Source organism: Ruegeria sp. BHSB196 (genome assembly GCF_059613135.1).
This window is the reverse complement of the sequence record NZ_JBXWRY010000027.1, coordinates 15,961-32,990: the sequence shown is the minus strand read 5'-3', so window position 1 is coordinate 32,990 and position 17,030 is coordinate 15,961. Positions and strand designations below refer to the sequence as shown.

General features: G+C 62.7%; 18 protein-coding genes and 1 tRNA gene. 7 read left to right on the top strand and 12 right to left on the bottom strand.

Annotated features, from left to right (window positions below; translation table 11 throughout):
* Positions 1-6: 6 nt before the first annotated feature.
* Both AC2FNJ_RS13920 and clpS read right to left on the bottom strand, forming a co-directional pair.
* Positions 7-972: a class I SAM-dependent methyltransferase gene (locus tag AC2FNJ_RS13920; RefSeq protein WP_496765032.1), complete on the bottom strand. Its 966-nt coding sequence runs from the start codon at positions 970-972 to the stop codon at positions 7-9.
* Between the two features lie 85 nt (positions 973-1,057).
* Positions 1,058-1,399 carry an ATP-dependent Clp protease adapter ClpS gene (gene clpS / locus AC2FNJ_RS13915; RefSeq protein ID WP_496765031.1) on the bottom strand — a complete coding sequence of 114 codons (342 nt, stop codon included), beginning with the start codon at positions 1,397-1,399 and terminating at the stop codon, positions 1,058-1,060.
* A gap of 91 nt (positions 1,400-1,490) precedes the next feature.
* On the opposite strand from clpS, the gene AC2FNJ_RS13910 reads away from it, so the two are divergent.
* Complete coding sequence (locus AC2FNJ_RS13910; RefSeq protein WP_496765030.1) at positions 1,491-2,192, top strand: HAD family hydrolase; 702 nt, start codon at positions 1,491-1,493, stop codon at positions 2,190-2,192.
* A 283-nt stretch (positions 2,193-2,475) separates the two neighbouring features.
* Positions 2,476-3,882 carry a D-alanyl-D-alanine carboxypeptidase family protein gene (locus AC2FNJ_RS13905; protein ID WP_496765028.1) on the top strand — a complete coding sequence of 469 codons (1,407 nt, stop codon included), beginning with the start codon at positions 2,476-2,478 and terminating at the stop codon, positions 3,880-3,882.
* Between the two features lie 87 nt (positions 3,883-3,969).
* On the opposite strand, the gene AC2FNJ_RS13900 is transcribed toward AC2FNJ_RS13905, so the two are convergent.
* The 9 genes from AC2FNJ_RS13900 to AC2FNJ_RS13860 form a co-directional block, all read right to left on the bottom strand.
* Positions 3,970-4,284 carry a hypothetical protein gene (locus AC2FNJ_RS13900; protein ID WP_496765027.1) on the bottom strand — a complete coding sequence of 105 codons (315 nt, stop codon included), beginning with the start codon at positions 4,282-4,284 and terminating at the stop codon, positions 3,970-3,972.
* A 146-nt stretch (positions 4,285-4,430) separates the two neighbouring features.
* On the bottom strand, positions 4,431-5,192 hold the full coding sequence (locus AC2FNJ_RS13895) for a LamB/YcsF family protein (RefSeq protein ID WP_496765026.1): 762 nt from the start codon (positions 5,190-5,192) through the stop codon (positions 4,431-4,433).
* Positions 5,193-5,204: 12 nt separating this feature from the next.
* Positions 5,205-6,203 carry a 5-oxoprolinase subunit C family protein gene (locus AC2FNJ_RS13890; RefSeq protein WP_496765024.1) on the bottom strand — a complete coding sequence of 333 codons (999 nt, stop codon included), beginning with the start codon at positions 6,201-6,203 and terminating at the stop codon, positions 5,205-5,207.
* Entirely contained in the window at positions 6,200-6,949 is a 750-nt protein-coding gene (locus AC2FNJ_RS13885) for a 5-oxoprolinase subunit B family protein (RefSeq protein ID WP_496765023.1), read from the bottom strand. Before AC2FNJ_RS13885 ends, AC2FNJ_RS13890 begins: the two co-directional genes overlap by 4 nt.
* Complete coding sequence (locus tag AC2FNJ_RS13880) at positions 6,936-7,859, bottom strand: hypothetical protein (RefSeq protein ID WP_496765022.1); 924 nt, start codon at positions 7,857-7,859, stop codon at positions 6,936-6,938. Before AC2FNJ_RS13880 ends, AC2FNJ_RS13885 begins: the two co-directional genes overlap by 14 nt.
* 75 nt (positions 7,860-7,934) lie before the next feature.
* Positions 7,935-9,251 carry a TRAP transporter large permease gene (locus AC2FNJ_RS13875; RefSeq protein ID WP_496765021.1) on the bottom strand — a complete coding sequence of 439 codons (1,317 nt, stop codon included), beginning with the start codon at positions 9,249-9,251 and terminating at the stop codon, positions 7,935-7,937.
* 3 nt (positions 9,252-9,254) lie between these two features.
* Entirely contained in the window at positions 9,255-9,788 is a 534-nt protein-coding gene (locus AC2FNJ_RS13870) for a TRAP transporter small permease (protein ID WP_496765019.1), read from the bottom strand.
* A gap of 61 nt (positions 9,789-9,849) precedes the next feature.
* The gene (locus tag AC2FNJ_RS13865) at positions 9,850-10,833 is read right to left on the bottom strand and encodes a TRAP transporter substrate-binding protein (RefSeq protein WP_496765018.1); all 984 of its coding nucleotides are present in this window, start codon (positions 10,831-10,833) and stop codon (positions 9,850-9,852) included.
* A 23-nt stretch (positions 10,834-10,856) separates the two neighbouring features.
* The gene (locus AC2FNJ_RS13860) at positions 10,857-12,134 is read right to left on the bottom strand and encodes an NAD(P)/FAD-dependent oxidoreductase (RefSeq protein ID WP_496765017.1); all 1,278 of its coding nucleotides are present in this window, start codon (positions 12,132-12,134) and stop codon (positions 10,857-10,859) included.
* 120 nt (positions 12,135-12,254) lie between these two features.
* Here AC2FNJ_RS13860 and AC2FNJ_RS13855 point away from each other — a divergent pair, with 120 nt between their 5' ends.
* Positions 12,255-12,770, top strand: coding sequence for a winged helix DNA-binding protein (locus AC2FNJ_RS13855; RefSeq protein WP_496765016.1), 516 nt, complete (start codon positions 12,255-12,257; stop codon positions 12,768-12,770).
* 11 nt (positions 12,771-12,781) lie between these two features.
* Here the strand turns inward: AC2FNJ_RS13855 and AC2FNJ_RS13850 are convergent, their stop codons facing one another.
* Positions 12,782-13,906: an enolase C-terminal domain-like protein gene (locus AC2FNJ_RS13850; RefSeq protein ID WP_496765014.1), complete on the bottom strand. Its 1,125-nt coding sequence runs from the start codon at positions 13,904-13,906 to the stop codon at positions 12,782-12,784.
* A gap of 101 nt (positions 13,907-14,007) precedes the next feature.
* Here AC2FNJ_RS13850 and AC2FNJ_RS13845 point away from each other — a divergent pair, with 101 nt between their 5' ends.
* From AC2FNJ_RS13845 to AC2FNJ_RS13830, 4 genes are all read left to right on the top strand, one after another.
* On the top strand, positions 14,008-14,922 hold the full coding sequence (locus AC2FNJ_RS13845) for a LysR family transcriptional regulator (protein WP_496765013.1): 915 nt from the start codon (positions 14,008-14,010) through the stop codon (positions 14,920-14,922).
* A gap of 75 nt (positions 14,923-14,997) precedes the next feature.
* A tRNA-Ser gene (locus tag AC2FNJ_RS13840) sits at positions 14,998-15,087 on the top strand.
* 389 nt (positions 15,088-15,476) lie between these two features.
* On the top strand, positions 15,477-16,307 hold the full coding sequence (locus AC2FNJ_RS13835) for a protein NO VEIN domain-containing protein (RefSeq protein WP_496765069.1): 831 nt from the start codon (positions 15,477-15,479) through the stop codon (positions 16,305-16,307).
* Between the two features lie 275 nt (positions 16,308-16,582).
* Positions 16,583-17,005: a hypothetical protein gene (locus tag AC2FNJ_RS13830; protein ID WP_496765011.1), complete on the top strand. Its 423-nt coding sequence runs from the start codon at positions 16,583-16,585 to the stop codon at positions 17,003-17,005.
* The last annotated feature ends 25 nt before the right edge of the window (positions 17,006-17,030 follow it).

Genomic DNA, 17,030 nt, shown 5'->3' with positions numbered 1-17,030 from the left:
CCGGGATCAGCGGCGGGGGCGAGAGGCATGAAGCACCTTGAACCGGGTGTCACCGGCAGTTTCTTCGACACTGGAAAAGGCTTCGTCGAGGGCCGTTTCATAGGGCAGGTGCCGGTTGGCGACCATCCACAGTTGCCCCGACCGCTTCAGGATTCGCGCAGCGGCGGCAATGAATCCCTGGCCTAGGGACGGGTCCGCGCTGCGCGAGGTGTGAAACGGGGGGTTCATCACCACCGCATCCAACGGTTCCGGCGCCTGCCAGCTCAGCGCGTCCGCCCAGTGAAATCTCGCCCGCGCGTCCCGGACATTGCGGCGCGCGCAGGTGAGGGCGGTATGGTCGGCCTCGACCAGATGGAGCGTTTCGATCCCGCTCCGGTCAAGCAGGTTGGCCGAAATGTATCCCCAGCCGGCGCCGAGATCCGCGATTGACCGCCCAAGCGTCTGCGGGAGCGCCGCGACCAGCAGTTCGGATGCCGGGTCGATTCCGTCGGCGGAAAAGACGCCAGGTGCGGTCACGTAGCCGTCTGCGCGTTGGTCCTGAGGAGGCTCCCATTCCGCAAACGCGCTCTTGTCGGCCCGAAACCAGAAGATCTTGCCGTGGGCCTTCGATATCGGCCCTTGGACCGGGAGAGTCCTGCGAATCTCCTTCAGCAGACTGTCCACGCCGTCGGTCTTGGACCCGTCCACCACGACGGTACCCGATTCCCGAGTGCAGGCCGCCCGGACAAGCGCGCGCGCCTGTGCCTTGGAGCGGGGCAGGAACAGGATCGCGTCGGTGCATGGCGCAGTCGCTTCGGGCGTCGCCGCATATCCGAGCGCCGCGAAGTGGTCGTGATAGGGTTTGAAAGGCTGTACCACCTCGGCGCCATCCGGCAGGTCAGACAGATCGTGCCCGGGCGTCGGGAGCAGTATCGAAACGCACTCCGACAGGACCAGACCGTGTTGCAGGGCAAGAGACAAGCGGGGGGACATTCAGCCTTCCAGTGCGATTGCGGCCGATGAAGACCGGGCGCGGACCTGCGCGGGAACTTTCAGGTCCAGCGCACGCGTCGGCCTGTCAATCCTCTTTTTCCATGGTGCATTGCAGCGGATGCTGATGGCGACGGGCAAAATCCATGACTTGCCCGACCTTGGTTTCAGCGATCTCATGGCTGAAGACGCCAACGACGGCCACGCCCTTCTTGTGCACGGTCAGCATGATCTCGAACGCCTGCGCATGGCTCATGCCGAAAAAGCGTTCGAGCACGTGGACCACGAACTCCATCGGCGTGTAGTCGTCATTCAGCAGAAGAACCTTGTAGAGCGGCGGGCGCTTGGTCTTCGGACGCGTCTGAACGAGGACCGAGGTGTCGCCATCCTCGTCCGACTTGTCCGACATCAACAGGGGTTCCGTCACCATAATGCGCTGTGTTCCGATTCAGTGTCCGGTTCAATAGAAGGCTTATATAACGTTAGTGCGGCGATGCAAAAGAGGAAGCACCCGAATTCGCATGGGACAAATGCTCACGACGGTCGGCTTCGATGCCGACGACACCCTTTGGCACAACGAACGGTTCTTTCAGATGACCCAGGCGCATTTTGCGGATCTGTTGTCCGACCATGCGGACAAGGATCATCTGATGCAGCGCCTGCTGGAGGCGGAAAAGCGGAACATTCGTCACTATGGCTATGGCGTCAAGGGCTTTACCTTGTCGATGATTGAAACTGCACTGGAAGTGACCGAAGACCGTGTGCCCGCCTCGGTGATCCGGGAGTTGGTCGCCGCGGGTCAGGAAATGCTGGCCCACCCGATCGAACTGCTGCCCCATGCGCGGACAGCTGTCGAGGCCGTCGCCGAGACGCATCGGGTTCTGCTCATCACCAAGGGCGATCTGATCGACCAGGAAAGAAAACTTGCGCAGTCAGGACTGGGAGAGCTTTTTGACGGAGTCGAAATCGTGTCCGAGAAGACGCCGGAGGTCTACGCCACGGTCTTCTCCCGCCACGGCGACGGCGCGGAAAAATCCATGATGGTCGGAAACTCGATGCGGTCGGATGTGCTGCCGGCCATCGGAGCAGGGGCCTGGGGGGTTCATGTTCCGCACGGTTTCGTATGGACCCACGAAGAGGCCGACCCGCCCGAGCAGAATGCCCGGTATCGGGAACTGTCCGACCTGGGCGGGTTGGTTCGTCTGGTGCAGTCCCTGGAATAGATGGGTTTGTTGCAGATAAGCGCCACATCCCGAAAATTCTCGGACGGTTTTGACGCAATATTGCCGGTTTTCCATATCTAGCGTCTGGTTGGTCGGCGGCCGCTATATATGCCAAGGCTTCCTGTGTGGTTCAACTTGATCCGCCGCAAGCTCATGGTTTCTTTCGAGACTCGCCTGTGTTACGCTGACTGAAAATAAAGAGAATTTGGCCGACCGGAAAACCGGCGGCGTGAGGCAGACAGAGGCAAAGATCGTGCAGGTTCGGCGTAGATTACCGGCCCGTATGGGCCTATATGCGTTAGCATTCTTTTGGCTGTTTTTCTTGTTGCCGATCAGCCTGGCCGCGGCACCGTATGCGGCCATGGTCATCGACGCGAGAACTGGTGAGGTCTTGCATTCCCGCAACGCCGACACACGCCTTCACCCCGCATCGCTGACCAAGATGATGACGCTGTACATCGCCTTCGAGGCGGTCCGAAACGGCGAGATCACCCTGGACACGATGGTGCGTGTATCGGCGGAGGCCGCAGCGGAACCGCCGTCGAAACTGGGATTGCGGGCCGGGCAAAAGATCGCGTTCCGCTATCTGATCCGGGCGGCGGCGGTCAAATCCGCCAATGACGCCGCTTCGGCGATCGGCATCGCGCTCAGCGGTTCCGAGGCCGCGTTCGCCCGACGCATGACCCGAACCGCCAAGGCGATGGGCATGACCCGGACCACCTTCAAGAACGCGCACGGCCTGACCGAATCCGGGCACCTTTCGACCGCGCGGGACATGACGACGCTGGGGCGGCATCTGCTCTATGATTACCCGCAGTACTACAACCTGTTTTCCCGCCAATCGACACATGCCGGGATCAAGACCGTTTCGAACACCAATCGGCGCCTACTAGCGGCCTACAAGGGCGCCGACGGGATCAAGACCGGCTACACGCGCGCGGCGGGTTTCAACCTGGTTGCGTCGGCCAAGCGTGGCGACAAGCGCATCATCGCCACCGTCTTTGGTGGCAAGTCCACCGCCTCGCGCAATGCCAAGGTGGCTGAATTGCTCGACCTCGGGTTCCGCAAGGCTCCGTCGCGGGCGCCGATCCGCAAGCCCCCGCGGCCGCTTTATGCGGGCAACACCGGCATCGACGATGTCACCAGCAAGACGATCCGCCTGGCCGGTGCGCCGGAAAAAAGCCTGCGCCCCATCGTGCGGCCCGGAGCGGGAGCGGTTCAGGTTGCCAGCGCAATCGCCGAGAATGCCGCCAGGAATCGCGACGCGATCCAGGACAGCATCGAAGCCGCGATCGCCGAGGCAAGCCTCGCCTCCACCGCACCGCCGGTCGAAGTTGCCGATACCCGGCCCGCGCTGCGCCCGGAAAACCTCGTACTCGTTTCGGTGTCGCCTGCCGACGAGCCGGAACCGGAACCCGAGCAGGAGGTCGTCACGCGCCTGTCCACCTCGGGCGGGCATCATTGGGGTATCAATGTCGGGCGCTACACCACGCGGTACGAGGCGGAAAAGATCCTGCTGAGGACGGCCTTGGCGGAAATGACCACGCTGGAAGGAACGCTGCGCAAGGTCAACCAAAGCTCACGGGGCTTTGACGCCACATTCCAGGGCATGACCCGGGAACAGGCGGATCTGGCCTGCCGGCGTCTCAAGGCACGGAATGTCACCTGTTTCATGATCGGGCCATCTTAAGGACCGGCGCTCACTCACGGACTGATTGGCTGCGATATTTCGCAGCCTTTTTTCTTGCGCGCAGGGCGGGCCGATTTGTGCGGAACGTCAGAGGATCAACAGGGGCCGGCCACAGTTCGGCGCCTCCGGCAGGCAGTAGGCGAAACGCCCGTCGGTGCGATCCTCGATCAGGACGATGCGCCAACAGGCGGGCAGTGAATGAAGACGCAGCGACTTCATCTCTTCGGCCGACGCTTCGACCGATAGCCGGACGATGTCGCCCTCGGCCAATTGCCCGGCCTCGGCGTCGGAAAGCCGGACCAGCGCCAGTTTTTCACGCAGGTTGTGCGGCTGGCAGGCCAGAGCCTTGGCCCTGCTGGCCGGTCGCGTTTCGGTGTGGTTCAGTGTCGCCTTGATGTTCATCGGGTCACTCCGCAATCAGATCAGGATCTGTCCTGCCGCCGATGTGATCGGGCATGACCCGCCGGGCTTGTCATGAACGGCCAAAACCTTGCGCGTATCGGCCAAAAACGGCGGAGCCGCCGATTGGATACGCGTGTCGCGGTCGGTTATCGCTCGAACCGAGTGACGTTGATGCCTGCTGCGACTAGGCTGGCACGCACCGATGTCGCGATCTGAACAGCGGTGGGGCCGTCCCCATGCAGGCAGATGGTGTCGATGGACGTTTCCAGCCGCTTGCCGCTTTCGGTGATGATCGCACCGGCTTGCACCATTTTCGCGATGCGCGGCCCCGCGATTTCGGGGTCGTGGATCACCGCGCCCGGCAAGGAGCGGTCAACCAGGGTTCCGTCGTCGTTGTAGGCCCGATCGGCAAAGATCTCGCCCACCCATTTGCAGCCCAGGCCACGCACGGCCTCTTCCTGTTTGGTGGCGGCCAGAACCATGACGATGATCTCCGGATCCACGTCGAGCGCGCCCTGATAGCAGGCGCGTGCCATGTCGGCATCGGCCGAGCACATGTTGGCCAGCGCGCCGTGCAGCTTCAGATGCCGTACTTCGGCGCCGACCGCCGCGGCCATGCCCCGCGCCGCGCCCAACTGAAAGCGGACCAGGTTTCGCAGGCTTTCATGCGGTATTTTCATGTTGCGCCGGCCGAAGCCCTGGAGATCCGGAAAGCCGGGATGCGCGCCGATGCCGACACCGTTTTCCGCCGCGAGCCGCATCGTCTTGGCCATCACGTCCGGGTCGCCGGCGTGAAAACCGCAGGCGATGTTGGCCGAGGTGATGATCTTCAGCAGGGCTTCATCGTCCCCCATCTTCCAGGGGCCAAAGCTTTCGCCCATATCGGCGTTGAGATCGACGCGGCTCATGGATGTACCTCCTCAGTCGGTGGCGGAGATCACTCCGCCGATCAATTGGTAGGACAGCAGGTCCGGAATGTCATGTGGGTCGCGCACCATCGGCTCGACCCGCAGGGGCAGACGGGCAAGCTCCTTGAGGTGGGCGATCTGCAGCGCGGCAGCTTCATCCAGCGTGACGAACTGGAAGCGGATCCTGCCGCCCGCCGGGGTCTGGGCCGCGCGCGGCAGGTCGCAGGGCAGGACGGTGGCGATGCGGGGATAGCCGCCAGTGGTCTGGCATTCGGGCAGCAGGATGAACGGATTGCCCGAGCCCGTCATCTGGATGTCGCCGGGCGTGATGACTTCGGACAGGATGTCGAGCTGACCCTTTGCGGCAAACCCATCGCCCGTGCTTTCCAGTTGCATCCCCATGCGGTTGGCCCGCGCGCCGCGGCGGAACTCCGTCTGACTGAACCGGTCCAGTGTTTCATTGTCGAAAAGCGGTGTCTGAAAGCTGGGCACGATCCTGAGTGTGCCGCCGGAAAACCGGTCCGTCGGGGCGATCTTTTTTCCCGCGTCGCCGGTGTCCGGGCCGGACGGCAAGCTGTCCCCGGCCGCGATCGCCCGCCCGAGCTTGGCGGTCAGGTGGACCGAGCGCGACCCGAGCATTGGCTCCGTCGCGAGTCCGCCGCCAAGGTGCAGATACCCGTAGCTTCCGGACAGGACCGCGCCGATGGTCAGGCGCTGCCCCTTCAGCAACAGGTGAGAGGCATTCCACAGGATCGGACTGCCGTCGATGCTGGCCTGCATCGGGGCGCCGGTCAGGGCGATCCGGGTGTCGCTGGTGGCTTCGAACTCGCCGCCCATGCCGGCCATTTCCAGCGCGGCGAGCGTGGGGCTTTGCCCCAGCAGCGCGGCGCCTTCGTGCAACGCCAGCGGATCGGCGGCCCCCGACCGCGAAAGTCCCTGGTCCAGAAACCCTTCGCGTCCCTGATCCTGAATGGTGCAGGCGGGTCCGATGCGGCGAACGATCAGCGTCATGCCGCAATCTCCTCGACCGTGGCGCCACCGGTGCCGTCGTCGTTTTCAGCGCGGATACGTTCCAGATCATCGCGCGAGACCGGTTCGAACAACATCTCGTCGCCGGGGTTGAGGACGAAGCTCTGCTCCATCTCCGGCCGGAAGCAGCGGAACGCGGTCTGGCCGACATGGCGCCAGCCGGTAGGAGTCGGCCCCGAGAACAGGACGAATTGCGATATGGCCAGCACCAGCGCGCCTTCGGGTACCATCGGGTTCAGTTCCTTGAGCCGGGGGATGTTGAATTCGGGACCAAGCGGGCCGAGATACGGCTGCCCCGGCGCAAAGCCGATGGTCAGCACCCGCACCTGGGTCCGGCTGAGGCGGTGAACCGCTTCAGCCGGCGACAGTCCGGCGGCCGCCGCGGCCTCGTCCAATTGCGGGGCCAGGTCGGAGCCATACACCGTCGGCACGCGCCACAGCTTGCGCCCGGACGGCAGAGGCGCGGCATACCAGTCGCGCGACGCGAGCAGAGTGTGCAAAAGCCGTTCGATTTCGACATGGGGGAGCCTTGCAAAGTCGAACCGGACATAGGTCGACGCCAGCGAGGTCGACGTCTCGGTCACTCCGTCCCAACCGGCGGCTTCCACGGCACCGCGAAAGGCCAGCGCCGCGCGGTTGGAAGGCTCGGTCATGGTGTCCGCGAAGGTCACGAGCATCCCGTCCAGGCCGACATTGCGCACGATGGGGAAGGGTTCAGCGTGGGTCATAAAGCCTCCGCAACAGGGTCGGCGTCAGATACATGGGGAACTGGTAGCATCCAAGAAAGATCAACAGCGGATCGGTGGCCGCAGGGGGCAGCGCCACGAAGAACAGGGCAAAGTTGCGATTGCCGGCGACGATCGCGGTGGGCACGGCGTCCGGATGGCCAAGGGCACGCAGGATCGCAAAGGTCAGACCCTGCAACCCAAAGTTTGCGCCAAAGGCCGCGGCGAGCCAGAATGCCAGGTCTGCGGGGTCTTGTACGAAAGCAGGCCGGACGGCGGCCATCAGGCCGATCACGATCACGGCCAGCACCAGCGCGGTCAGCCCGTCCGTCGCTCTGCGCCCCCGGTCGCCAAGACGCGGAATGCCCCAGTGGCGCAGCGCAAAACCCAATGCCGCCGCCGCCAGGATCACGGCCAGCAAGCGCCCCGCCGCCTGGAGGACCGAGGACAACGCGCCGAACTGCGGCAATTGGGCAAAGACCGGAACACAGGTCAGCGGCAGGATCGCCGTTCCAAGGATCAACAGGCGCAGCGCCGGGGCCGGGTCGTGACCCAACAGGATCGAGAAATTGGCCGATCCGGTCACCGACGGGGCCGCAAGCATCAGCACGATGGCCAGCACAAGAGGCGACAGCGGCACATCGAACACGGCCAGCGCCGCAAGAAAACCCAGCGGCAAGGCAAGTTGCAGCGCCACTGCCGTGACCGAGGTGCGCGCGACGGCGCTCAGGTTCTCCACCGTGTCGCGCGGCCCGATCCGGAAGGCGGTCAGAAACAGCAACAGTGCCACCATCTCGGGGATCCAATGGCGCAGCACCCCGGCAACCCCCGGCAAGGCGATACCGGCCACCAGACCGAGGATCAGCACCAGCTTGCCGTGGCGCGCAAGGAATGTGAGAGCGGAGAGGATCATGAGCCTGTGTCAGCCAGTGCGATAGGCGCAGCGATCTGGCGTCGGCCCGCAAGGGCCGACACCGGGTTCAAGAGGCTACCCGCCGCCGGGGGCCTGCCGGATGTTCTCGGGCAGCCAGGTGGCGATCTCGGGGAAGGCGATGAGAACAAAGACCATCAGCACCATGATCAGGAACATCGGAAAGGCGGCACGCGCGATGAAGCCCATCTCATGATTGGTCATGCCCTGCAGTACGAACAGGTTGAACCCGATCGGCGGCGTGATCTGGGCCATCTCGACCACCACCACGATGAAGATGCCGAACCAGATCAGGTCGATACCCGCCTGCCGGACCATCGGTTCCACCACCGCCATGGTCAGCACCACCGACGAGATGCCGTCGAGGAACATCCCCAGCACGATGTAGAAGATCAGCAGAACCATCAGCAATTCGAACCGGCTGAGTTCCAGCTGCGCGATCAGATCCGCCAGACCGCGCGGCAGTCCGGTAAAGCCCATCGACAGCGACAGGAACGCTGCGCCCGCCAGGATCAGCGCGATCATGGCGCTGGTCCGGGTCGCACCCATCAGGCTTTCGGTGAACGTCTTCCAGTTGAGCGAGCCCTGCGACGCGGCGAGGATCAAACCGCCGATCACGCCAAAGGCGGCCGCCTCGGTCGCGGTGGCGTATCCCAGGTACATCGACCCGATCACGACGAGGATCAGGCAGATCACCGGCAGCAGGAAGCGCGAGTTCGAAAGCCGCTGACCGAAGGTCAGAGGCGGTTCCTGAGCCGGGTTCCATTGCCGGGACACGCGAGAGGTGATCGCCACATAAGCCATGAACATCGCCGCCAGCACCAGGCCCGGCAGGATACCCGCAAAGAACAGTTTGGAAATCGACTCGTTGATGGTCACGCCATAGACGATCAGCGTCAGCGAGGGCGGGATCATGAGGCCCAGGGTCGCCGCCCCCGCCAGCGTACCGATGATCATCGGCTCGGGGTATTCGCGCCTGCGCAGTTCCGGGATCGACATCTTGCCGACAGTGGTCAATGTCGCGGCCGACGAACCGGACACGGCCGCGAACACGGTACATCCGACGATGTTGGTATGCACCAAACCACCGGGGAGGCCGGCCATCCATGGCGCCAGACCCTTGAACATGTCCTCACTGAGTCGGGTCCGGTACAGGATCTCGCCCATCCAGATGAACAGGGGCAGCGCGGTCAGGGTCCACGAGGAGGAAGCCGTCCAGATCGTGGTCAGCATCACGTCGCCCACGGGCCGGGTTGTGAACAGTTCCATTCCCACCCAGGCGACACCCATCAGCGCAAGGCCGACCCAGACGCCGGTGCCCAGCAGAAGGAAGAGGACGAAGAGAAACAGGACGATGATCGAGAAGTCTTCCATGGCTCACTCTCCGAAGCTCTGATCGACAAGGTCGCGCTTGATCCGGTGATCGCCCTTCAGGATCAGGCTGATCAGGTGATCGGTGAGCGCGATGGCGAGGATCACGGCGCCGATCAGCATGATGGATTGCGGGATCCACAGGGGCGTCCGGTCCTGTCCCTGGCTGATGTCGTTGAATTTCCACGACCAGAAGACGAATTTGGCGCAGTACCAGACAAAATACCAACCGATGGCGGTGCCGATCGCAAAGCACCAGATGTTGATGAGGCGCTGTGCCTTCGGTCCCACCGCGTTCAGCAGGATCGAAACGCGGATATGGGCGCCGCGATTCAAGGCGTTGGCAAAGGCCAGGAACGAGGCCGCGGCCATCGCGTAGCCGGCATAGTCCGGCGCACCGGGAAAGACCTCGCCCGTCCAGCGGGCCACCATCTGGACCACGATCAAAGCCAGGATCGCGATCAGGCAGAGCGCGGCCAGCACGCCGGCGCCGAGGTAAAGGAAATCTAGGGCGGAACGAAGCCGCTGGGCCATTGTCATGATGCCCCCCGTAAGTTCTGATTGGGAGTGGGGCAGGCGCCTGGCCCGCCCCGGTCCGACATTATTCCGACTTGGACGCCTGGAAGGCTTCGACGATGGCCTTGCCGTCGTCACCGGCGGCTTCCAGCCATTCGGCGGTCATGGTTTCGCCGATCTGTTGCAACTCGGATTTCATCTGATCGCTGGCCTTGGCCACGGTCATTCCGCCATCGCGCAAGCCCTTGAGGGTGAAGTCGGTATACTGGATCGCGCGCCAGGTGCCGGCATACTCGGCCAGTTCGGCGCACCCCTGGATCACGGCCTTGTTCTTGTCGGATACGCCCGACCAGGTGTCCGAATTCACCATCACGTAGTTGCGCGGCAGCCATGCATCCACTTCGTAGAAGTAGTTCAGGCTTTCCCAGACCTTGCGGTCATAGCCGGTCGCGCCCGAGCTGACCATCGAGTCGGCCACGCCGGTGGCGAAGGCCTGGCTGATTTCGGCGGCCTCGATCGTCACCGGCAGCATACCGGTCAGTTCGGCCAGACGCGCGGTGGCGTTGTTGTAGGATCGGAACTTGATCCCCTCCATGTCCGCGACCGAATTCACTTCGTCCCGGAAATAGAGACCCTGCGGCGGCCAAGGCACCGAATAGAGCAGGGTCAGGTTCTGGTCGGCCAGCACCTTTTCCAAGGTCGGCTTGGCGGCTTTCCACAGCTTCTCCGCATCGTCGAACGATGTGGCGAGGAACGGAACCGAGTCGAACCCGAAGATCGCGTTTTCATTCTGGTGGCCCGAAAGCAGGCGTTCGCCGATCGGCACCTGCCCGGTCTGAACCGCACGCTTGATCTGGGCGCCTGGGAAAAGCGAGCCCGAGGGATGTGTGACGATTTCGATCTCGCCCTGAGTGCCGGTGGTCACGCAATTGGCGAAGGCGGCCCCCGTTTCGGAATGGAAGTTCGATCCGGAATAGGCCATCGGCATATCCCACTTTTCAGCGGCTGCCGGCATTGCGGCCGCTGCCGTGAGAGCGGTGGCTGACATCAGATGAGCAAGTTTTTTCATGGTTTTCTCCCTGGTTGAGTTTCTCATGTGCCTGATCTTTGAAGCCCGGCCTTCGTGTAACGTGCCGGTGAATAGACGCTCAGGTCAACATTCGGTTGTCGCCCCGAGATAAGCTGGGCAAGGATACGGCCCGTCTTGGGCCCGCCCGTAAGGCCCACATGATGATGACCAAAGCCGGTGAAGGCGCCCTTGACGTGCGGCAGCTCGCCAATGACCGGAATCGAGTCCGCAGGCGCGGGCCGGTGGCCGAGCCACTCGGTGACATGAGCTGCCTTGAGATCCGGGAAAACGGCCTTGGCGCTTTTGTGCAGCAGTTCGATCGGAGCCTCCGACGGGCCGGCCTCGGTGCCGCCGAACTCGACCACGCCGGCCAGGCGCAGGCGACCGTCCATAGGGGTGGCGACGATCTTGCGCGCCGCGACCATCACCGGCGCCTTGGGCATGAGGGACGGATCCCAAAACTCGATGTGGTACCCGCGTTCGGCCTCGAGCGGCACGTTGAGGCCCAGCTTACTGGCAAGCGGTCCCGACCAGACACCCGCGGTGATCACCGCCGTGTCGCAGCGGATGCTCTGCCCTGCCGCGCGCACGGCGACGACTTGACCGTTCTCGTGCACGATGTCTTCGGCTGCGGCCCGGACCAACTGCCCGCCCTGCGCCTGAAAATGCCCGGCCAGATCCCGGACATATTGGCCGGGATCCCGAATCCGCCCATGATCTCTGAGCCGCACGGCAAACCCGAGCTCCGGCGCGAAGACCGGATCGTAGTCTTGGAATTCCTGCGCGTTGAACTCATCCCAGGTAAACCCGTGCTTGCGGCGCAGGCCCCAACCGAACGAGTCTCGCTCGAAATGGGCGCGATCGTCGTAGACGAAAAGATAGTCGGACGGCACGATCCACTTTTCCGCTCCGGTTCCCTCGGCCAGCGCCAGATGGTCCTGCAGACTGTCGCCGACGATGGGCGCCAGCGCCGCCGCGGCGCGGTTGGCCCCGTCGGCATTTGCGTTGCTGATGTATTTCAGAAGCCAGGGTGCCAGACGCGGCAGGTATCCCCATTTCAGGAACAGGGGCTGTTCCGGGCTGAACAGCATGTGCGGCGCCTTTGACAGAAGGCCCGGAACCGTCACCGGCACGATCGAGCAGGACGCGAGTATGCCGCCATTGCCATAAGATGCGCCCTCGGCCGGCCCCTTTCGGTCGATGAGAATGACATCGTGCCCGTCACGCTGCAGCCATATGGCCGTCGAAACGCCGACAATTCCGGCGCCGATGATGGCTATGGTCTTGCGGCCTTGCGTCATGACCTTCCCCCAGCGCCGAACAAGGGCGCGGACAGCGATTCGATAACGCATAGAGTGGCACATAATAACAAAACGTCAACAAATTGTTGACATAGTGTTGTTGATTTGTAGGATTCCACCATGTCACACACCAAACTCGGCCCTGTCGTCTCTTCGGCCCACCTTGCGGAAGGCACCTTTCCCGAGGTGTCGGAGTTCGAATTCGGCCTGATCATTGCGGGTCATGCCTTTGCCCGCTGGACCGTAAGGGCGATGGCCGCTGCCGGCCATTCGGGGTTGTCCTCTCTGGACGTTCTGGTTCTGCACACAGTGAGGCACCGGGACAAACCCAAGAAGCTGGCCGACATCTGCCTTGTCCTGAATGTCGAGGACACGCACACCGTCAACTACGCGATCAAGAAGCTGGGCAAGGCCGGACTTGTGAAAGAGGGCCGCGAAGGCAAGGAAAAGACGGTCGAGGCCACGGCCGAGGGTGTCGCGGCGTGCAGCCGGTACCGGGAGATTCGCGAAGCCCTGTTGCTGGAGGCGATGCAGGAGATCGGTGTCGAACCCGACCAGCTTGGCCGCGTGTCGAGTCTGATGCGGCTCATGTCCGGCCAGTACGATCAGGCCGCGCGTGCCGCCACCGCCTACTGAGACCGGCCGTTTCACGGCGAGCCCCTGACGCAATAATGCGCGAGCTTGTCCAGGTCGGGCCGTGCGCCAAGCCCCGGCCGGTCGGGGACGATGACCTGTCCCCCGCGAACCTCGAAGGGTGTTTCCAGAATGTCCTCCTTCAGGAAATAGGAGGTCTGGTAGAACTCGCACCCCAGCGTGATTTCGGGTGTTGCGGCGATCATGTGGGTGCCGGCCAGATGCGCCAGACCTGCTTCGAACATGTCGCCGCCATAGGCCGAAAGACCGTGCGCCGCCGCGATACGCGCGACGGTCTGACCCCGTGTCGGCCCCCCGGATTTCATGATCTTGACCGACACGCCGTCGCAGATCCCCTCGCGCGCCGCGCGCACCATGTCCTCGGGTCCGAACACGCTTTCATCGGCTAGCAACGGAACGTCGATCTGATCCCGCAGCCGCGCCATCAGGTCGAAGTGATGGTGCCGCACAGGCTGTTCGATGAAATCCGGCTTGAACTGCGCGACATCCAGAACCCGGGGCATGGCCTCGTCGATCTCAAGCCCCTGGTTGTAGTCCACACGGACACTGAATTCGGGAAAGTCCAGCGCGATCCGTTCCAGCCGCATGATGTCGAAGGCGTGGTCCCGGAACCCCGTCTTGAGCTTGATCAGGCCGACACCGTCGGCCCGCAGCCGTTCCAGCAGGTCGATATCTGCGGAAAAATCCGGGTTCGCGATCGAGCAGCTCAGCGGAATCCTGTCGCGGTGCTTCCCGCCCAGCAGCGCCCAGACCGGTTGCCCGGTGATGACGCCGGTAAGATCCAGCAGGGCGGTTTCCAGGGCCGCCTTGGCTTCGGTGCAATGCGCAACCGCCCGCGCCGCGTCGGTCATGATCGCCGCGCGATCACCCACCCTGCGGCCCGCGACCACCGGACGCAAGTAACGGTCCAGTGCCGCGTAGGTCGCTTCGGGCGTGCCCGTGAAAACCGACCAGGGTGACGCTTCGCCAAAGCCCTGCGCGCCTCCCTCGGCGGTCAGTCGCAGAACCACGATCTCGCAGGTACCTTCGACCCGTCCGATACCGTGATCCCGGGCGGAAACCACCGGCAACGCCAGATGCCACAGATCGAACCCGGTGATGGTTTGCAGCAGGTCCACGCCATCCTCCCCAGAAAGCAATGACAGTGTGCTGAGTCGGTAACATCATTTCCAATACTAATATTTTTGCGATACATTAGAAAAAATGATATTCGTCACTCATGGTCTCATACTTTCGCCACTATCAGGCCTTTCACGCCATCATCGAAACCGGCACGGTGACACGGGCGGCCGAACAGCTTGGGGTATCCCAACCCGCCATTTCAAATCTGCTGGGTCAGCTGGAGCGGCACACCAAGCTTAAGCTGTTCGAGCGTAGCCGGGGGCGCCTTGCGCCGACGCCTGAAGCCATGGTTCTGTACGAAGAAATCGACACCGTGGTGCGGGGCCTCGATCACGTCAACCAGGCAGTCGTCGATCTTCAGAACCAGAAGGCCGGACAGTTGCAGGTGGCGACCAGCCACGCCATGGCCTTCGGGTTCATGCCCGAGGAGATTTCCCGTTTTGCCGCGAACAAGCCGAACCTGACCATCGCCTTCCAGTCGCAGTATTCGTCGAAGATCCAGGAATGGGTAGCCGCCGGGCTGTTCGAGATCGGCATCTGCGAGCCGCCGTTGCGCCAGGACGGTTTGGACCATGTCCCCTACTTCTTCGAGATCCTCTGCGCCGTTCCCTCAGAGAGCCCATTGGTCGCGCATGAGACCCTGACGCCAACGCTGCTGGACGACGTTCCGTTCATCGTCATGGGCGCCGATCACATGGTGACACGGCGCGCGCGCGAGGCGTTTCACCGCGAAGGGGCGAACATGCGCGTCCGCTGCCACACGGATCTGTTCAGAAATGCGCTGAACCTGGTCAAGCAGGGGTTGGGCGTGACACTTGTCGACCCGTTCACCCTGTCGAGCGATGACCGTATTGGCTATGTCCTGCGCAGGTTCGAACCGCAGATCGCGCTGGATGTCGTGATCGTCACGGCACGTGGCCGCCCGATCTCGGCCATCGGAGAACAGTTTCTGGCGCAGGTGTCCTCGAGCATGGAGAAGCTGGCCATTCCTGAAGATGATCCAAGCAGGTAGCAGCCTTGCCGCGGATCGCTACCATCGGGAAATTCACTCTTGTCCTCAAGCGTCGAACCCCATAAACGGGTCGGCGGAGACGTGGCCGAGTGGTCGAAGGCGCTCCCCTGCTAAGGGAGTAGACGGGAAACCGTCTCGAGGGTTCGAATCCCTTCGTCTCCGCCACCATCACCATTGCGAAACATCGAACGCCCCCGGCCAGCGCCGGAATTTTCCCTGTTTTCAAAGGGGTTTGCGTGATGGGTGCGAACCTCTGAGACAGGCCGCACCCCCCATTTCGGTCTCTGAACCGCCCGTAGTCTCTGGTCGAGCGAACCTCGCGCAATTCGGTTCGGTGTAATTTTCACAAGCATTTTCAATGGCCTGAGTTTCAATCCCGCCAAAACTTCGCCCCCTGTTTCCAATGCCTACAAGCGGAACATGGCCCGAACAATCAGGAGGCGTAGTGGCTGGGGCTGATGGCAGGCTGGTGCGTAGGAATGACGGCATATGTCACCCGTCCGACCGCGAAAGCCTTGATGACAAACGCGTATTCCGTCTTTAGCCTGGCCGCGATGTCGAAAGCGCCCTGGACCGATGAAGAAAACGACCTGATCGTCGCGGATTACTTCGCGATGCTGGCCGATGATCTGGCCGGACGGCCTTACAACAAGGCCGAACATCGCCGCGCGCTCCTGCCTCTTTTGAACGGCCGGTCCGAGGGATCGGTCGAGTTCAAGCACCAGAACATCAGCGCGGTGCTGAAGGGCCTCGGCGAGGATTGGATCCCAGGCTACAAGCCCGCCTTCAATTTCCAGACATCCCTGATCGATGCGGTGGCGCGGTGGCTGGCGCTCAACCCGGCTTGGCTGGGGCGGTTGCCGAAAACCGCCGCCGGATTGCGCGAGGCCGCGCCGCTCTGGGTCGGTCCGGCGCCGACGCTCTCGAACCAGCCGCCACCGCAGGAGCTGGAGCAGATGCTGCATGTGGCCGCGAAGTTCGACGTCGCCGACCGCGACGAGCGCAACCGGGCCTTGGGTCGTGCTGGCGAAGAACGCGTGCTGGCCCACGAGCGGGCCACACTCAAGGCCGCCGGGCGGGATGACCTGGTGCGCAGGGTGCGCTGGGTTTCGGAGGAGGATGGCGACGGTGCGGGCTATGATATTGCCAGCTTCGCGCCAGATGGCCGTCCCCGTCTGATCGAGGTGAAGACGACGAATGGCTGGGAGCGCACGCCGTTCTACATCAGCCGCAACGAACTGGCCGTGGCCGAGGAGCGGCGCAAGGAATGGTGCCTATTCCGGCTCTACCGGTTTTCACGCAAGCCGAAGGCCTTCGAACTCCGCCCACCGCTCGATGCCCATGTCTCGCTGACGCCGACGACATTTCAGGCGAGCTTTCATTGAAGGGCGGGCAATAATTTTTGCGAATGTGGACAGCAAAGATAAGTCATCGGTATCATTGGGAAATATGGAGTTGGGTTGAAAGGTAGACTTTGGCGACTTGTTGGACTTGCGGCGAACCAATCGTGTTTCGGCACGTAGATGGGGTTCTCAAGCCGATACACCTCAATGGGGGCTGGTGCTCGGGCGCAGTGTCCAGCCCTCTGTCCAGTGCGCCTTTCAGATCGGTTGAGTCCTACGTCAATCCCAACGCATATTGTCCGGTATGCGGGGAGAAGGTGTTCTACTACCAGAGCCGCTACGGTGGTCGGGTATTCTTTGACGACCTCGGCTGGCCGTGGCCGAAGCATCCGTGTACCGACAACAGCAACCGTCCATTGAAGGCGCCGCGAGCTGTCCGGGGTTCGATCGTCATAAAAGATCGTCACGGGCATACTCTGGACATATATGACCTAGATGACCTCCAGGATGAACCGGGCCGCTATGTCTTCACGTTTCGGAATTCGAGAACACGAGCTAGGCTGGACCTATCCTTTTCGAAGAGGGCGATGGCGAAGGGAGGCGTGAAGATAGACGATTTCTGGGATGCGCCATCATTCCTGCTGCGAAAGGATGAGCAGAAGAAAGACGCCTACCGCGTGGAGTTCATCTCGTGTCGAAATGGCAAGATACTCCGCTTTCGCATGCAACGCGTGCTGTGAGGGCGACAGTAGTTCGGACTAAATT